Genomic DNA, 16,849 nt, shown 5'->3' on the forward strand with positions numbered 1-16,849 from the left:
CGTCCAGCCGGGCTTCAGGATTTACTGAGCGCCTCTGATTTTTCCATACACTTCGTCATCGCTTCTATTACCGCTGCGCGGAAGCCACGTTCTTCCAGAACGCGTACGGCTTCAATCGTCGTTCCGCCAGGCGAGCACACCATATCTTTCAGTTCGCCGGGATGCTTTCCGGTTTCGAGTACCATTTTCGCCGATCCCATAACGGCCTGCGCGGCGAATTTATAAGCCTGAGCACGAGGCATACCGCCCAGAACGGCAGCGTCCGCCATCGCCTCGATAAACATAAAGACATAGGCCGGCGAAGATCCGCTCACGCCAACCACCGGATGGATCATCGGCTCAGCAATCACTTCCGCCTCGCCAAAGCAGCGGAAAATATTCAGCACATCAGCCGTATCTTCCGGTGTGACCAGCGCGTTGGGTGTGACGGAGGTCATTCCTGCGTTGACCAGCGACGGCGTATTCGGCATAGCGCGAATGATTTTACGGTCGTGTCCCAGCGCGCGCGCAAGCTGATCAAGCGTTACGCCTGCGGCGATAGAGACCACCAGCGAGTCTTTGTTCAGGCTGGAGGAGATTTCACTGAGCACTTTCACCATAATGCCCGGTTTTACCGCGCCGAAAACGATATCCGCGACCTGAGCGACCTCCTGCGCGCTTTGCGCCGCATTAATGCCGTACTGGTCATGCAGGGCGGCAACTTTATCGGGGGAGGGGGTGTAGACCCAGATCTGACCGGGAAGTACCTGACCGCTGGCAATCAGTCCGCCAAGAATAGCCTTGCCCATATTACCGCAGCCAATAAAACCGATTTTCTTCTCCATCTCGTCACTCCCTATGTTTGTGTGTTATGGGGAATGGTTAGCTTAACGCGGATTGAAAATGGGCAGAAGGAGAAACAGCACTTTGATGAAAGGCAAAAGCGCGAGACAATAAAAGATTGTATACCGTACGGGAGACATTATGACCATCTGGGTGGATGCGGATGCGTGTCCGAATGTCATTAAAGAAATTTTGTACCGCGCCGCCGAGCGGATGCAGTTGCCGCTTATTCTGGTTGCCAATCAGGCCTTGCGCGTGCCGCCTTCGCGTTTTATCCGCACGCTCCGCGTGGCCGCCGGGTTTGACGTGGCGGACAATGAAATCGTGCGTCAATGCGAAGCGGGCGATCTGGTGATTACCGCGGATATTCCGCTGGCGGCTGAAGTGCTGGAAAAAGGCGCTGCGGCTCTTAATCCCCGGGGAGAACGCTATAGCGACGCCACGATTCGCGAACGTCTGACGATGCGTGACTTTATGGACACGCTACGCGCCAGCGGCGTACAAACGGGGGGACCAAACACTCTCTCGCCGCGCGATCGTCAGCATTTTGCCGCCGAGCTGGATAAGTGGTGGCTGGAAAGCCAGCGTAAAAAATAAATCGTGTAATGAAAAATTTACAGTTTATTCATTTCTGATTCTTGCTATAGTACTAATATTGTGACTTTAGTACCTTTGTGTAAATTATTATTTACATTTATGCGTTGTACTAGTTAGATGATATGATTATAACATTGCTGATATCAAATCCTGCGTATGCGCAGTTCCTGGGGGAACGCCTGCTATGATGCAACCTCTTTATCTTGTTGGCCCGCGGGGCTGTGGGAAAACCACCATCGGTATGGCGCTGGCGCAGGCAACCGGTTTTCGGTTTGCAGATACCGACCGCTGGCTGCAATCGCACGTGCAGATGAGCGTCGCTGATATCGTTGAAAAAGAAGGCTGGGGAGGGTTCCGCGCCCGGGAAACCGCGGCCCTGGAGGCGGTAAGCGCGCCTTCGACTGTCGTGGCGACAGGGGGCGGTATTATTCTCACGGAGTATAACCGACGTTATATGCACCGTGTTGGCGTAGTGATTTATCTGTGCGCGCCGGTATCCACGCTGGTTAACCGGCTTGAGGCTGAACCTGAAGCGGATCTGCGCCCGACCCTCACCGGCAAGCCGTTGAGCGAAGAGGTTCGGGAAGTGCTTGAGCAGCGTGACGCGTTGTATCGCGAAACGGCGCATTACATTATTGACGCGACGAAAGCGCCGGCCCAGGTCGTTTCTGAAATTATTGCGGCGCTGCCGCCGTCGACGCAACGGTTACAGGGAGATGTCTATACTTAACGCTCACCCAGAATAAAGGAAACGCTATGCCAACCAGACCACCTTATCCGCGGGAAGCTTATATCGTCACCATTGAAAAAGGCACGCCGGGCCAGACGGTGACGTGGTATCAGCTACGGGCTGACCATCCAAAACCTGATTCGCTCATCAGCGAGCATCCGACCGCAGAAGAAGCGATGGATGCGAAAAAACGTTACGAAGATCCGGATAAATCATAGACGCATGAACCACTCGGAAGGGATTCTGAGTACCCCTAAATTGTATCTCCATCACATTCTTGAAACATTTATACTGGCAACTAAAACCGTAAATTAAGCGATAACAATACAATATTGGAGTTATTTGGAATCTTTACACAATACGTTGCTCATCTGCTGCTACGCTTTCTGAGATTTGTAGGGCAGGTAGCGCGGTGAGCGTGTGAATATTTGCCCGGGAATTACGACGAAGTAATAAGGTGGAATAAAAATGAGTGCGTCGTTGGCAATCCTCACAATCGGCGTTGTGCCAATGAGCGAAGTGTTACCGCTTCTGACGGAATACATCGACGAACAACACATCACCCATCATAGCCTGCTGGGAAAAATGAGCCGGGAAGACGTTATGGCGGATTACGCTGTAGAGCCTGGCGACGATCCGCTTTTGACGTTGCTGAATGATAACCAGATAGCCCATGTTTCCCGCCAGAAGGTGGAGCGAGATTTACAGAGCGTTGTCGAGGTGCTGGATAACCAGGGTTATGATGTCATTATACTGATGAGCACCGCGGCGATTAAAAGTATGGCAGCCCGTAATTCTATTTTGCTTGAACCGCTGCGTATTATTCCACCGCTTGTCGCCTCTATTGTGGATGGGCATCAGGTGGGCGTGATTGTGCCTGTTGCAGAACTTCTGGCGGCCCAGGAGAAAAAATGGCAGGTATTGCAAATGCCGCCGGTGTATTCGCTGGCGAATCCGGTTCACGGTTCTGAGCAACAGTTAATTGATGCCGGGCAGGCGCTACTGGATCAAGGCGCGGACGTCATTATGCTGGATTGTCTGGGTTTTCATCAGCGTCATCGGGATATTTTACAGCAGGCGCTGGATGTGCCGGTTTTACTCTCTAACGTTTTGATTGCGCGGTTAGCTTCAGAACTGCTTGTCTAATTTTACGTGACAGGCCGAACGTCAGGACTCTATATTGGGTGTTAATTTAATAATGAGACGGGGCCTGATTATGCTACAAAGCAATGAATACTTTTCCGGGAAAGTGAAGTCTATTGGATTTACCAGCAGTAGCACCGGCCGGGCCAGCGTTGGTGTGATGGCGGAAGGGGAGTATACATTTGGCACCGCCGAACCCGAAGAGATGACGGTTGTGAGCGGCGCGTTGAAGGTACTGTTGCCGGGAACTGTCGAATGGAAAGTGTATACAGCCGGTGAGGTGTTTAACGTGCCTGGCCACAGCGAGTTTCATCTACAGGTTGCTGAGCCCACCTCGTATCTGTGCCGCTATTTGTAACGGAACGGTGAGTCCCCTCTCCGGCGGAGAGGGACCCTCTGGTTAGCGCTGCGCTTCGCCGCCTAATCCTTCCACCAGGCTTTGAATCAGCGCCGCCAGTTCGCCGGTCATCAGGATAAAGTCCGCGTCAAAACGTTGGGCAAAATCTTCCCGGTCGATATCTTCGTTCTGATCGCGCAGCTCATCGCAGAATTTCAGACGCTTAATGGAGCCGTCGTCGCACATGACGAATTGAATACGCTGCTGCCAGTCGAGCGCCAGCTTCGTGACCACTTTACCCGCTTCAATATGAACGGCGATCTCGTCGCTGACCAGATCCTGCTTTTTCGCGCGGATCACGCCGCCATCTTCCAGCATCGCTTTCAATTCGGCTTCGTCCAGCAACTGGAAACCCTGAGCGACCGTACCGGAGCGCACCCACTCTGTGAGCGTCAGCTCAATCGGATTTTCCAGCGCCAGCGGGACGACCGGCAGCGAGCCAAGACTTTTACGCAGTAGCGCCAAAGTATCTTCCGCTTTTTTCGCGCTGGCGCAGTCAACCATAATCAGGCCGTTAACGGTATCAATCCACATCATTGTCTGACTGAAGCGGCTAAACGCGCGCGGCAGCAACGAATGCAACACTTCATCCTTCAGGGAATCTTTTTCCGTCTTCTTCAGCTTGCGTCCCTGATCGGCTTCCAGTTTCTGGATTTTCGCCTCCAGAGCCTGTTTGATCACTGGCGATGGCAGGATTTTCTCTTCTTTGCGCGCGCAAATAATAATTTGGCCATTGGCGGTGTGCGTTAACGCATCGCTGTGAGAGCCCATCGGCGGAACCCAGCCCATTTTGGCCATATCCTGGCTACCGCATGGGGTAAACGTCATTGAGGCGAGCTGTTTCTCCATCTCTTCGGCGCGTAATGTAATATCGCGGCTAAGACGGTAAACCATTAAATTTTTGAACCACAGCATGATAATTTCCACGGCCTTGTCGTTAAATCCAGGCGGTATAGTAACGAATTGTCGGCAGGCTTGCATTGCCAATCAGAACGGTGAATTCTACCCTGTTGATATTCCCAAAAAATGAGGAGCGGTATGTGCGTATTGGTATCGATTTAGGCGGCACAAAAACGGAAGTCATTGCGCTTGATGATGCAGGAGAGCAGCGGTTTCGCCATCGTCTGCCTACGCCGCGGGAGGATTATCAGCAAACGATAGAAACCATCGCTACGCTGGTCGACATGGCGGAACAGGCGACCGGCCAGACCGGTAGCGTTGGCATTGGCATTCCCGGTTCTCTCTCGCCTTACACCGGCGTGGTAAAAAACGCTAACTCTACGTGGCTTAACGGCCAGCCGTTCGATAGCGATGTGAGCCGTCGTCTGAAGCGTGAAGTGCGGTTAGCCAACGATGCCAATTGTCTGGCGGTATCGGAAGCGGTAGATGGCGCGGCGGCGGGGGCGCAAACGGTATTTGCGGTGATTATCGGTACCGGGTGCGGCGCGGGCGTAGCGCTAAATGGCCGGGCGCACATCGGCGGCAACGGTACGGCAGGTGAATGGGGTCACAATCCGTTGCCGTGGATGGATGACGATGAGTTGCGTTACCGCGAAGAAATTCCCTGTTATTGCGGTAAACAAGGCTGTATCGAAACCTTTATTTCCGGTACGGGATTTGCCACGGATTACCAGCGTTTGAGCGGTAAAGCGCTAAAAGGCGATGAGATTATTCGTCTGGTCGACGTGCAGGACGCCGTGGCGGAACTGGCGTTAAGCCGTTATGAGCTACGGCTGGCGAAAGCATTATCTCATGTCGTGAATATTCTGGATCCGGATGTCATTGTGCTGGGCGGCGGAATGAGCAATGTTGAGCGCCTGTACAAGACGGTTCCGTCGCTGATGAAATCGTTTGTTTTTGGCGGCGAGTGCGAGACGCCGGTATGTAAGGCGCGGCATGGCGATTCAAGCGGCGTGCGCGGCGCGGCCTGGCTGTGGCCGCTGGCGTAACGTTTTTAGCCGGATGGCGTCATCCGGCAACCGGCGTGACCGATGGCTGCTTGTGTTTTAGACGTCCGTATACCAGCAACGACGACATGGCGGAAAACGAGAGCAGGGCGGCGGGAAGCGCCACGTAGTGGTACGCAAAACCTAGCGTCAGCATCAGCCCGCCGCACCAGGCGCCAATCGCGCTACCGAGATTAAAGGCGATTTGCCCTCCCGCCGCGCCCAGCAGTTCGCCGCCTTTGGCGTTTTGCAGCAGCAGGATTTGCAGCGGCGCAGAGAGCGCAAACAGACCAGCGCAGCAGATAAACGCGAAAGTCAGCGATGCCGTTTTGTATCCGCTGAAGAAAAAGAGCGCCATGAGAGAGAGCACGATAACGAGGTCAGTCACTACCGCGATGCGCAGCGGCGTATATCTGCCGGAGAGTTTGCCGCTTAACAGATTGCCTAACACCATCCCCAGCCCGACCAGCATCATAATAAACGTCATGCTCGTCTCCGAAAAACCGGAGATGTACATCATAAATGGCTTGATATAGCTGAACCAGGCAAAAACGCCCGCATTGCCGAACATCGTGGCGGCGAAAATGAGCCACGGCGCAGGACTACGCAAGAAGTGGAACTGCTCGCGCAGACTGCCTTGGGCTTTGTCACGGATATCCGGCACCCAGAAGAAAATTGCGGTGAGCACAGCGATGTTGAAAACCGCGATCAATAAAAAGGTGTAGCGCCAGCTAAATTCCTGGCTCAGGTAAGTGCCGACCGGAATGCCCACCAGATTCGCCACCGTCATTCCTGAAACCATACCCGCGACGGCGGCGGTGACTTTCCCGGGGCGGATAATCTTTGACAGGACAATGGCGCCGACGCCAAAAAAGGCGCCGTGCGGAAAGCCGGAAACCAGTCTGCCGACGGCGAGCATCAGATATGACGAGGAAAAGGTAAATATGGCATTGCCCATCACGCACAGCGTGACCAGAAACAGCAGTATATGTTTAAGCGAAAAGCGGCTGGAAAAGAGCGCCATAACAGGCGCGCCCAGCACGACGCCGAAGGCGTAAAACGAGATCATATGCCCGGCGGCGGGAATCGTTATCCCGACATCGCGTGCCAGCTCCGTCAGCACGCCCATAATGCCAAACTCGGCCATCCCCAGTCCGAACGTACCCAGCGCCAAAGAAAAAATAACTTTTTTCATACTACCTGCCGAAAATAAAGGCGCATGTTGCGCGCTGTGGCTCTGAATTGTCACAGCCAATCAACGTATAGCTTGCGGATAAGCGCGAGGTAATACCATTCCTTATCCGTCTTTGTGTATTCATTATTATGCTATGTCATGACAGTATGCTGTGCGCAGGATGACCTCGCGTTACTCCACAGCAAACGCTTTGTCCAGTTTGCTATAACCAAGTCCATTGATTTTTTTCACTTTTATCTGCACGGGGATACGTTCTTTCATGGCTTCCACATGGCTAATCACACCGATGGTCTTCCCGCTGGCATTCAGCGCGTCGAGCGCATCCAGCGCGGCGTCCAGCGTTTCGCTATCAAGCGTGCCGAAGCCTTCGTCGAGGAACAAAGAATCAATGCGCGTTTTATGGCTGACCAAATCTGATAACGCCAGCGCCAGCGCCAGGCTGACCAGGAAACTTTCGCCGCCTGATAACGTTCGCGTATCGCGCACGGCGTCGGCCTGCCAGGTATCGACAACCTCCAGTTCCAGCGCGTCGCTGGCTTTGCGCTGCAATAAATAGCGGCCATGCAGGCGGGTGAGCTGATGATTCGCCAGCCAGACCAGATTATCCAGCGTCAGTCCCTGGGCGAATTTGCGGAACTTATCACCTTCTTTAGAGCCGATCAGCGCATTGAGATAGCCCCAGTCTTCCACTTGCTGAGAGGCTTGCTTCATTTCCGCCATCAGCGCGCGTTGGCGCTGCCGATTATCTGCATCCTGTTTAATTTGCTGGCGGATTTCCCCCTGGCGTGTCGTGTTCTCGCGCAGTTGTTGCGCCAACTGCGCCAGCCGCTGCGCGAGCTGCTCCGCCGTACACGTTGGGTCCAGACCGGCGGGCGGCTGTTGCTGATGGTCAGCCAGCGCCTGCGCGGACTGCGCGCTTAACGCCTTCGCTTGTTGTAGCTGACTTTCCAGCGTTTGTTGTTGTTTTTCCAGACGGGTCACGGTCTCTTCATCCAGCAACGCCGCCAGGAACGTTGCCTGGCTGTCAAACGGGCTATTTTTTAACGCCGCATCAAAGTGCGCTATCGCCTCGGCGGCGCGCTGCTGCTCCTGCGTCGTCTGTTCCTGCAGGGTTTGCAACTGGCTTTGTAATGACACGCACTCATCATGCGCCTGCCGCCAGTTATCCAGCGGCACGTCGTCGTCGGAATCCGCGGTATCCGTTTGCGGTAGCGTTTCCAGCAACGGGGCAAGCCTGTCGATCTGCGTTTGCAAATCCGCGAACTCGGTCTGACGCTGTTGCCATATTTTCGCTTCGTCAGCGCGCTTATTCAGCCATGAGGCTTCGTCTTCTGGCGCTGGAAGGGAAAGCGTATACTGCGCCAAATCAGCCGTCAGCGACGCCTGACGCTGCGCAATCTGCGCGGTAAAGCGCGCTACCTGTTCAGTATGCGCCGCGATTTGCGTTTGTAGAGCATGACGCTGGCTGAGCTGATCCAACTGTTGCTCATGCTCTTCCGCGGCGGCCAGCCAGCCCGCGAGGTCTTCTTGCGGCTGGAGCTGAACGCCCAGCGTAGCGCACAGCGTTTGCCATTCCTCAGTAAGCGCTTGCTCCTCCTGCAACAACGACTGCGCCTCGCTTTCATCCCGCTGTAATTGTTGCGTTAAGGCATCTAACTGTCCTCGCAGCGCGGCGCCTTCTTCCGCCAGCGTTTTGACCTCTTTTTCCAGCGCGTCGCGGCGGGTTTGATTCGCGCTCAGTTCCAGCGCCTGATAGGCGGCGATGGCGGGGTGCGTCGTCGAGCCGCAAAGCGGACACGGCTGGCCGGGCTGTAAGTGCGCCCGCTGGCTTTCCAGATCTTTGATGCGCGCCTCCTGCTCGCAAATAGTGCGAACGTCCGCAAGCTCCTGCGCTTTAGTCTTATAACTCAGACGCTTATCCGCCAGACGTTGGGTGTATTGCGCCTGCTCCTGATGATGACGCGCGATAGCTGCCTGTAGCTGCGCCTGACGCTTTTGTTTCGGGAGAATTTGCCCCTGAAGCGCGGCGAGACGATGGCGTAGCGGACGCTGCCGGGTATGCAATGCTCTGGCTTCCGCCAGCGCCTGTGGCGTGAGGTCGAGCGTGAGCGGCGGTAGCGCATCACGCTGACGCGTATCGCTCAGCAACTGCTGTTGCCATTGGCTCAGTTGCGCCCGATCGTGGGATTGTTGTGTTAATAATGCTCGCCACCCCGCCAGTTCGCTGCGCCAGACGCGGATGCCGTCGTGTTCCGCCAGCCATGTCTTCAACCGCTGCCCTGTGGCGTTCAGTTGCGTGAATTGTCGATGCGCGCAGGCGCGGATACGCTGGCGCAGGCGATACGCGCTTTGTAAGCGAGCATTCACTTCATCACTGTGCTGGCGAACACGCTCAACGGCGCGGGTTTGTTCCTGAATGCGCTCCCAGTGCGGGCGCAACTGGCGAGCAGGTTGCGCCAGCGTCAGCGCCGCGAGCTGCGGCTGCGCTTTTTCTCGCGCCTCTTGCGCCGCGTACAGCGCCTGCTGCCGGGCGTGTAATTCAGTGTGGAGCTCGTTTTTTCGGGTCAGCCAGTGAAGGTGCTGCTGCTGTACCTGCTGGTCGGCCAGCAGGCGTTTCTCTTCGTCAGTAAGCGCCTGCAAACTGGCTTCCAGTTGCTGTAACTGTTCGTCCGCCAATAGGGCGACGCCGCTGGCCTGCGCTTGTAACTTTTCCAGTTCGAGACGGGCTGATTTATGTTTTTCAAATACCTGTGCGGAGATCTGCCCGTAAATCTCAGTGCCGGTGAGCTCCTCCAGAAGCTCTGCGCGCTCTTTCGCTTTGGCGTTAAGAAAGGCGGCGAACTGCCCCTGTGATAACAACATCGAACGGGTGAAGCGCCCGTAGTCCAGCCCGGTCAACGTGGCGATCATCTCCAGTTTATCCTTTACCTTATCGGCAAAGATCTTTCCGTCTGAACACCGCGCCAGCTCCACGCGTGGGGCCTGGAGATTGCCGTCGGGCTGATTTCGGGCTCGGTTCTGGCTCCAGAACGCGCGCCAGGCTTCGCCTTTTACCTCAAACTCCACTTCGGCCAGACATTCCGCCGTATCGCGCGTCATCAAATCGTTTTGCGACTGCGATACCGTATTCAGGCGCGGCGTTTCGTGGTACAGCGCCAGGCAGATGGCGTCAAGCAAGGTGGTTTTTCCCGCGCCGGTCGGGCCGGTAATGGCGAATAACCCGTTACTGGCAAACGGTTCGGCGGTAAAGTCGACCTTCCATTCTCCTTTCAGCGAGTTCAGGTTTTTCAGACGCAAACTGAGAATTTTCATGCCTCGTGCTCCTCATTCAACGCGTAGAGCGTGCTGGAAAAGAGCTGATTCAGGCGCTCGCGCTGCGGGGTATCTAACGCTTCCAGAGCCAGACGCCGCGCAAAAACCTCTTTCACGCTAAGCTCGCTTAATGTTTCCCGCCGCTCGTTCGCCAGCGAGCTCTCACGCTGTTCGCGGCTACGGCGCACCAGTAATACCTCTACGGGTAGCGACTCCGTTAGCGTCTGTATTCTGCGCTGGATATCGTGCAGATAATCATCGGTGGTGATTTCAATATCCAGCCAGACGGGGGGCGATTGCTCAACGCCGCGCCACTGCTCAAGCTGTTCGGTAATTGACGCCAGGTCGCCTTTTAAAACCGCCAACGGTTGAGTCACGGGGACAGCCAGACTTTCGGTACTTTGCCATTTCCCCTGCTCGAAGGTCACCAGATGCACGCATTTGCTTTTGCCGCACTCATCAAAGCTGAGGGCGATGGGCGAGCCGCAATAGCGGATATGCTCTGTGCCGCCGACACATTGCGCGCGGTGAATGTGTCCCAATGCGATATAATCCGCTGGGGGGAAATGCTGCGCCGGAAAGGCATCCAGCGTACCGATATAAATGTCGCGAACCGCATCGCTTTTGCTGGCGCCGACGGTGGTTAAATGCCCCGTCGCGATAACCGGCAGCTTTCGTTCGCCGCGTAGCTGGCACGCTTCCCGATATTGCTGTTGATAATAATCGGCAATCGCATGAAGAAGTTGCTGCTGTTTCTCGCTGCCGGATAACCCTGCCTGACTGGTAATAATGTCGCGCGGGCGCAAAAAGGGAATGGGGCACAGTACGGCGCCCGGAGAACCGTCGCGACGATGAAGTAGCCGCGGCGCATAGCCCGCGCTGGCGATCACGGTTGTATTGAGAAACGCCAGAATGTCGCGCGATTCGTTTAGCGTGGCGACGGAATCATGATTACCGGCCAGCACCACCAGATGACAGCCCGTTTGCTGTAAATTAACGACGAAACGGTTATAAAGTTCTCGGGCATAGCTTGGCGGCGAACCGGTATCAAAAATATCGCCAGCGACAATAATGGCATCCACCTGATGGGCCTGCGCGGTCTCCAGCAGCCAGTCCAGAAAAGCCTGATGCTCCGCGGCGCGGCTTTTACTGTAGAAGTTTTGTCCCAGATGCCAGTCAGAGGTGTGGAGGATGCGCATAATTGTTCCATGCAAAAAAAGCGTGAACGGGATTATACACGTCATCCCCTCCATTTTTGGGCGCAATTTACCGCCGGTACACGGTAATGCACGGTTTCACCGGTGTCATAAATCATCAACATGCTGTCAATGCCGCCTTTTTTTTTCATAAATCTGTCATAAATCTGACGCATAATGGCGCGGCATTGATAACTAACGACTAACAGGGCAAATTATGGCGAGACGTATTCTGGTCGTAGAAGATGAGGCGCCGATCCGTGAAATGGTGTGCTTCGTGCTCGAACAAAATGGCTTTCAGCCCGTAGAAGCCGAAGATTATGACAGTGCGGTGAATAAACTTAATGAACCCTGGCCGGATCTCATCCTTCTTGACTGGATGTTGCCCGGCGGGTCAGGGTTACAGTTTATTAAACATCTCAAACGTGAAGCCCTGACCCGGGATATTCCTGTGGTTATGCTGACCGCAAGAGGTGAGGAAGAAGATCGTGTGCGCGGGCTGGAAACCGGCGCTGACGATTACATTACCAAGCCGTTTTCCCCCAAGGAGTTGGTGGCGCGCATTAAAGCCGTTATGCGGCGCATCTCGCCGATGGCGGTCGAAGAGGTGATCGAGATGCAGGGACTGAGCCTTGATCCCGGCTCTCACCGCGTGATGACCGGCGACAGCCCGCTGGATATGGGGCCGACCGAATTTAAATTACTCCATTTCTTTATGACGCACCCGGAACGGGTTTACAGTCGCGAGCAGCTACTCAATCATGTCTGGGGCACCAATGTGTACGTTGAAGACCGGACGGTCGACGTGCATATTCGCCGTTTGCGTAAGGCGCTGGAGCACAGCGGCCACGACCGGATGGTGCAAACGGTACGCGGGACAGGGTATCGTTTTTCGACCCGCTTTTAATGCCTTTTCCGCCAGTAGAACACAGGTTTCTGGCGGAGAAGGCTTTCCATTCTTGAGGGAGTATGACGCGTGCTGGAACGGCTGTCATGGAAAAGGCTGGTGCTGGAGCTGGTGCTCTGTTGCATCCCCGCGCTTATCCTTAGCGCTTTTTTTGGTTATCTGCCGTGGTTTTTACTGGCGGCGGTGACGGGACTGCTTGCCTGGCATTTCTGGAATTTATTACGCCTCTCCTGGTGGCTTTGGGTCGACAGAAGTATGACGCCGCCGCCGGGACGGGGAAGCTGGGAACCGCTGTTATACGGTTTACACCAGATGCAGTTGCGAAATAAGAAGCGTCGCCGCGAGCTGGGGAACCTGATTAAACGTTTTCGCAGCGGCGCGGAGTCGCTGCCTGATGCCGTGGTACTGACCACAGAAGAGGGCGGCATTTTTTGGTGTAACGGTTTGGCGCAACAGATACTGGGGCTACGCTGGCCGGATGACAACGGGCAGAATATTCTCAATCTACTGCGTTATCCGGAGTTTACCCAGTATTTAAAAACGCGTGATTTCACCCGTCCGCTTCATTTGGTGCTCAATACCGGGCGGCACCTGGAGATCCGCGTCATGCCTTATACCGATAAACAACTCCTGATGGTGGCGCGCGATGTGACGCAAATGCATCAGCTTGAAGGCGCCAGACGTAACTTTTTCGCCAACGTTAGCCATGAATTGCGTACGCCATTGACGGTATTGCAAGGCTATCTGGAAATGATGCAGGAACAGGCGCTGGAGGGGGCGACGCGAGAGAAAGCGCTGCATACGATGCGCGAGCAAACGTATCGTATGGAAGGGCTGGTAAAACAACTGCTTACGCTGTCTAAAATTGAGGCGGCCCCGGCGCTGTTATTAAATGAAAAAGTGGATGTACCGATGATGCTGCGGGTCGTGGAGCGTGAAGCGCAGACGCTCAGCCAGCAGAAACATACCTTTACGTTTGAGGTCGACGATAGTCTTAGCGTTCTGGGCAATGAAGAGCAGCTACGTAGCGCGATCTCAAACCTGGTGTATAACGCGGTAAACCATACGCCGGCGGGAACGCATATTACGGTGAGCTGGCGACGTGCCGCGCATGGCGCTGAATTTTGCATTCAAGATAACGGTCCGGGGATTGCTGCCGAGCATATTCCTCGTCTGACCGAACGCTTCTACCGCGTCGATAAAGCGCGTTCGCGGCAAACGGGCGGCAGCGGCCTGGGATTGGCGATTGTGAAACATGCGTTGAATCACCATGAAAGCCGCCTTGAAATCGACAGTTCGCCTGGCAAAGGAACGCGATTTAGCTTTGTGCTGCCGGAACGTTTACTTGCCAAAAATAGTGATTAATTGCCTTTCGTAAGTATAACTTTCCATAAGCCAGCGGATGCTGGCTTATTTTCTTTGCAGTTAAGACGGGCTCGTTGAAACATTCAACGTTTGGTGATTTTTTGTTCGCATGATTAGCCATAACTTTTTCATGAGAATGGTGTTTTATTCTGGTTGTAAATTTCATATCGCTATATTCATCTGGTTTTTAGATCCCACCTTGCTTTAAAACGTTATAAGCGTTTAAATTGCGCTTCAGGTGCTGTCATTACGACTGCATTTGCGCGGTAAATCGAAAAACAATTCTTCGCCGCATCGGTCCGGGAGCTTTTCCCGCTGAAATTGATAAAAAACGCCGCTTTATAATCCTCCGGGAAAGGCAAAAATTTTAATGTTTACAACATCACCATCCACAGGCAGTAAGACTTTATGACCCATCAGTTAAAATCGCGCGATATCATCGCCCTGGGCTTTATGACATTTGCGCTGTTCGTTGGCGCAGGCAACATTATCTTTCCTCCTATGGTCGGTTTGCAGGCGGGTGAACACGTCTGGACAGCCGCTATTGGCTTTCTGATTACCGCCGTAGGGCTACCGGTTCTTACTGTTGTGGCGCTGGCGAAAGTCGGCGGCGGCGTAGACAGCCTCAGTACGCCGATTGGTAAAGTGGCGGGACTCCTGCTGGCGACCGTTTGCTATCTGGCCGTCGGGCCGTTATTTGCGACGCCGCGTACCGCGACGGTGTCGTTTGAGGTCGGTATCGCTCCGTTGACCGGCGATTCTGCAATGCCGTTGCTGATTTACAGCGTGGTCTATTTCGCTATCGTTATTCTGGTTTCCCTCTATCCGGGTAAGCTGCTGGATACGGTGGGGAATTTCCTGGCGCCGTTGAAAATTATTGCGCTGGTCATCCTTTCCGTCGCGGCTATCGTTTGGCCTGCCGGTCCAATCAGCAACGCCCTGGACGCTTATCAGAATGCGGCCTTTTCTAACGGATTTGTGAACGGCTATCTGACGATGGATACGCTGGGCGCGATGGTGTTTGGTATCGTTATTGTGAACGCGGCGCGTTCTCGCGGCGTGACCGAAGCGCGCCTGTTGACGCGTTACACGGTCTGGGCCGGCCTGATGGCGGGCGTGGGGCTGACGCTGCTTTACCTTGCCTTGTTCCGCTTAGGTTCTGACAGCGCGACGCTGGTCGATCAGTCAGCGAACGGCGCGGCGATTCTTCATGCCTATGTTCAGCATACCTTTGGCGGCGCGGGAAGCTTCCTGCTGGCGGCGCTGATCTTTATCGCGTGTCTGGTGACGGCGGTGGGGCTGACCTGCGCCTGCGCTGAGTTTTTCGCGCAGTATATTCCGCTGTCTTACCGCACGCTGGTCTTTATTCTCGGCGGCTTCTCTATGGTGGTATCAAACCTCGGACTGAGCCATCTGATTCAAATCTCCATTCCGGTGCTGACGGCTATCTATCCGCCGTGTATCGCACTGGTTGTATTAAGTTTTACCCGCTCATGGTGGCATAATTCCACCCGTATCATCGCGCCGGCCATGTTTATCAGTCTGCTTTTTGGTATCCTTGACGGCATCAAAGCATCTGCCTTTGGCGATATGCTGCCAGCCTGGAGTCAGCGTTTGCCGCTGGCGGAACAGGGGCTGGCGTGGTTGATGCCAACGGTGGTGATGGTGATCCTGGCGATTATCTGGGATCGCGCGGCGGGTCGGCAGGTGACCTCCAGCGCTCACTAAAATCGCTGACATATGTGTACACCACGGGGCTTAACGCCCCGTGGTTTTTTATTGTGTTGATAGGTCAGAAATTGATGGAAAGCAATAATAAGCTAAAGCGTGGGCTGAGCACCCGGCACATTCGCTTTATGGCATTAGGTTCGGCAATCGGCACCGGCCTGTTTTACGGCTCGGCGGACGCCATCAAAATGGCGGGGCCGAGCGTGCTGTTGGCCTATATTATTGGCGGGGTCGCGGCATATATCATTATGCGCGCATTGGGGGAAATGTCCGTTCACAACCCTGCCGCCAGCTCATTTTCGCGCTATGCGCAGGAAAACCTCGGCCCGCTTGCGGGCTACATTACCGGCTGGACCTACTGTTTTGAGATCTTGATCGTCGCCATTGCCGACGTGACCGCGTTCGGCATTTACATGGGAGTCTGGTTCCCCGCCGTGCCGCACTGGATTTGGGTGCTTAGCGTGGTGCTGATCATTTGCGCCATCAACCTGATGAGCGTCAAGGTGTTCGGCGAGCTGGAGTTTTGGTTCTCCTTCTTCAAAGTCGCCACCATTATTATCATGATTGTTGCGGGTATCGGCATCATTGTGTGGGGAATTGGCAACGGCGGGCAGCCGACCGGCATTCATAACCTGTGGAGCAACGGCGGCTTCTTCAGCAATGGCTGGCTGGGAATGATCATGTCGCTGCAAATGGTGATGTTCGCTTATGGCGGGATTGAGATTATCGGTATCACCGCCGGGGAAGCGAAAGACCCGGAGAAATCCATTCCGCGCGCCATTAACTCAGTACCGATGCGTATCCTGGTATTTTATGTCGGCACGCTGTTCGTCATTATGTCTATCTATCCGTGGAATCAGGTCGGCACAAACGGCAGCCCATTTGTGCTGACGTTCCAGCATATGGGGATTACCTTTGCCGCCAGCATTCTGAACTTTGTGGTATTGACCGCCTCGCTTTCCGCTATCAATTCTGATGTGTTTGGTGTAGGCCGTATGCTGCATGGTATGGCGGAGCAGGGGAGCGCGCCGAAAGTCTTTGCCAAAACGTCACGCCGTGGTATTCCGTGGGTCACTGTGCTGGTGATGACGATTGCGCTGCTGTTTGCGGTTTACCTGAACTACATCATGCCGGAAAACGTCTTCCTGGTGATTGCCTCGCTGGCGACGTTTGCGACGGTATGGGTATGGATTATGATCCTGCTGTCGCAAATCGCCTTCCGTCGTCGTTTACCGCCGGAAGAGGTAAAAGCGCTGAAGTTTAAGGTGCCGGGCGGTGTCGTAACGACGATAGCGGGTCTGATTTTCCTGGTCTTCATTATTGCGCTTATCGGCTACCATCCGGATACCCGCATCTCACTGTATGTGGGCTTCGCCTGGATAGTTCTGCTGTTGATTGGCTGGATATTTAAACGCCGTCGCGACCGTCAATTGGCGCAGGCGTAGTCGTTTTTCTCTGCCTTATCCGGTCTGCAGGCAACGGTAGACCGGATAAGCGGAGCCGCTTCTCCT

General features: G+C 54.6%; 15 protein-coding genes. 10 read left to right on the top strand and 5 right to left on the bottom strand.

All coding sequences use genetic code 11. The features are described 5' to 3' along the window. Positions 1-14: 14 nt before the first annotated feature. On the bottom strand, positions 15-824 hold the full coding sequence (gene proC / locus NA986_RS11040) for a pyrroline-5-carboxylate reductase (protein ID WP_000412193.1): 810 nt from the start codon (positions 822-824) through the stop codon (positions 15-17). A gap of 139 nt (positions 825-963) precedes the next feature. Between proC and NA986_RS11045 the strand changes: the two genes are divergently transcribed. The 5 genes from NA986_RS11045 (at position 964) to ppnP (ending at position 3,650) form a co-directional block, all read left to right on the top strand. Further along, entirely contained in the window at positions 964-1,419 is a 456-nt protein-coding gene (locus NA986_RS11045; protein ID WP_000158137.1) for a YaiI/YqxD family protein, read from the top strand. Positions 1,420-1,603: 184 nt separating this feature from the next. Continuing rightward, positions 1,604-2,149, top strand: coding sequence for a shikimate kinase AroL (gene aroL, locus NA986_RS11050; protein WP_000983569.1), 546 nt, complete (start codon positions 1,604-1,606; stop codon positions 2,147-2,149). 26 nt (positions 2,150-2,175) lie between these two features. Further along, on the top strand, positions 2,176-2,367 hold the full coding sequence (gene yaiA / locus NA986_RS11055) for a protein YaiA (RefSeq protein ID WP_001143161.1): 192 nt from the start codon (positions 2,176-2,178) through the stop codon (positions 2,365-2,367). Between the two features lie 250 nt (positions 2,368-2,617). After that, positions 2,618-3,295 carry an AroM family protein gene (locus NA986_RS11060; RefSeq protein WP_001276437.1) on the top strand — a complete coding sequence of 226 codons (678 nt, stop codon included), beginning with the start codon at positions 2,618-2,620 and terminating at the stop codon, positions 3,293-3,295. A gap of 70 nt (positions 3,296-3,365) precedes the next feature. Beyond that, complete coding sequence (gene ppnP, locus NA986_RS11065; protein WP_000941953.1) at positions 3,366-3,650, top strand: pyrimidine/purine nucleoside phosphorylase; 285 nt, start codon at positions 3,366-3,368, stop codon at positions 3,648-3,650. A gap of 42 nt (positions 3,651-3,692) precedes the next feature. Here ppnP and rdgC read toward each other — a convergent pair whose 3' ends face one another. Then, entirely contained in the window at positions 3,693-4,604 is a 912-nt protein-coding gene (gene rdgC, locus NA986_RS11070; protein WP_000964305.1) for a recombination-associated protein RdgC, read from the bottom strand. Positions 4,605-4,729: 125 nt separating this feature from the next. On the opposite strand from rdgC, the gene mak reads away from it, so the two are divergent. Beyond that, positions 4,730-5,638, top strand: a complete 909-nt coding sequence (mak, locus tag NA986_RS11075) for a fructokinase (RefSeq protein WP_023215791.1) — start codon at positions 4,730-4,732, stop codon at positions 5,636-5,638. A 19-nt stretch (positions 5,639-5,657) separates the two neighbouring features. Here mak and araJ read toward each other — a convergent pair whose 3' ends face one another. From araJ to sbcD, 3 genes are all read right to left on the bottom strand, one after another. Continuing rightward, on the bottom strand, positions 5,658-6,830 hold the full coding sequence (gene araJ, locus NA986_RS11080) for an MFS transporter AraJ (protein WP_000755630.1): 1,173 nt from the start codon (positions 6,828-6,830) through the stop codon (positions 5,658-5,660). Positions 6,831-7,001: 171 nt separating this feature from the next. Beyond that, positions 7,002-10,142 carry an exonuclease subunit SbcC gene (sbcC, locus tag NA986_RS11085; RefSeq protein WP_023215790.1) on the bottom strand — a complete coding sequence of 1,047 codons (3,141 nt, stop codon included), beginning with the start codon at positions 10,140-10,142 and terminating at the stop codon, positions 7,002-7,004. After that, positions 10,139-11,341, bottom strand: a complete 1,203-nt coding sequence (gene sbcD / locus NA986_RS11090; RefSeq protein ID WP_023215789.1) for an exonuclease subunit SbcD — start codon at positions 11,339-11,341, stop codon at positions 10,139-10,141. The genes sbcC and sbcD overlap by 4 nt, the downstream gene beginning before the upstream one ends. A gap of 214 nt (positions 11,342-11,555) precedes the next feature. Here sbcD and phoB point away from each other — a divergent pair, with 214 nt between their 5' ends. From phoB to proY, 4 genes are all read left to right on the top strand, one after another. Beyond that, positions 11,556-12,245, top strand: coding sequence for a phosphate response regulator transcription factor PhoB (gene phoB / locus NA986_RS11095; RefSeq protein WP_000113918.1), 690 nt, complete (start codon positions 11,556-11,558; stop codon positions 12,243-12,245). Positions 12,246-12,314: 69 nt separating this feature from the next. Continuing rightward, a complete protein-coding gene (gene phoR, locus NA986_RS11100) occupies positions 12,315-13,610 on the top strand; it encodes a phosphate regulon sensor histidine kinase PhoR (RefSeq protein ID WP_079940867.1) in 1,296 nt (431 codons plus the stop codon). 408 nt (positions 13,611-14,018) lie between these two features. Beyond that, positions 14,019-15,338 carry a branched-chain amino acid transporter carrier protein BrnQ gene (gene brnQ / locus NA986_RS11105; RefSeq protein WP_000149625.1) on the top strand — a complete coding sequence of 440 codons (1,320 nt, stop codon included), beginning with the start codon at positions 14,019-14,021 and terminating at the stop codon, positions 15,336-15,338. A gap of 74 nt (positions 15,339-15,412) precedes the next feature. After that, the gene (proY, locus tag NA986_RS11110) at positions 15,413-16,783 is read left to right on the top strand and encodes a proline-specific permease ProY (protein WP_001555879.1); all 1,371 of its coding nucleotides are present in this window, start codon (positions 15,413-15,415) and stop codon (positions 16,781-16,783) included. The last annotated feature ends 66 nt before the right edge of the window (positions 16,784-16,849 follow it).

Origin of the sequence: Salmonella sp. NW177, assembly GCF_051811585.1 — a bacterium.
In the GTDB taxonomy this organism is placed as follows: Bacteria; Pseudomonadota; Gammaproteobacteria; order Enterobacterales; family Enterobacteriaceae; genus Salmonella; species Salmonella enterica.

Bases quoted from the DNA above. Each gene is read 5' to 3' on its own strand.
- proC (WP_000412193.1), bottom strand. From the start codon at position 824: ATGGAGAAGAAAATCGGTTTTATTGGCTGCGGTAATATGGGCAAGGCT.
- phoB (WP_000113918.1), top strand. From the start codon at position 11,556: ATGGCGAGACGTATTCTGGTCGTAGAAGATGAGGCGCCGATCCGTGAA.
- brnQ (WP_000149625.1), top strand. From the start codon at position 14,019: ATGACCCATCAGTTAAAATCGCGCGATATCATCGCCCTGGGCTTTATG.
- ppnP (WP_000941953.1), top strand. From the start codon at position 3,366: ATGCTACAAAGCAATGAATACTTTTCCGGGAAAGTGAAGTCTATTGGA.
- proY (WP_001555879.1), top strand. From the start codon at position 15,413: ATGGAAAGCAATAATAAGCTAAAGCGTGGGCTGAGCACCCGGCACATT.
- araJ (WP_000755630.1), bottom strand. From the start codon at position 6,830: ATGAAAAAAGTTATTTTTTCTTTGGCGCTGGGTACGTTCGGACTGGGG.
- sbcC (WP_023215790.1), bottom strand. From the start codon at position 10,142: ATGAAAATTCTCAGTTTGCGTCTGAAAAACCTGAACTCGCTGAAAGGA.
- yaiA (WP_001143161.1), top strand. From the start codon at position 2,176: ATGCCAACCAGACCACCTTATCCGCGGGAAGCTTATATCGTCACCATT.
- aroL (WP_000983569.1), top strand. From the start codon at position 1,604: ATGATGCAACCTCTTTATCTTGTTGGCCCGCGGGGCTGTGGGAAAACC.
- rdgC (WP_000964305.1), bottom strand. From the start codon at position 4,604: ATGCTGTGGTTCAAAAATTTAATGGTTTACCGTCTTAGCCGCGATATT.
- sbcD (WP_023215789.1), bottom strand. From the start codon at position 11,341: ATGCGCATCCTCCACACCTCTGACTGGCATCTGGGACAAAACTTCTAC.
- NA986_RS11060 (WP_001276437.1), top strand. From the start codon at position 2,618: ATGAGTGCGTCGTTGGCAATCCTCACAATCGGCGTTGTGCCAATGAGC.
- NA986_RS11045 (WP_000158137.1), top strand. From the start codon at position 964: ATGACCATCTGGGTGGATGCGGATGCGTGTCCGAATGTCATTAAAGAA.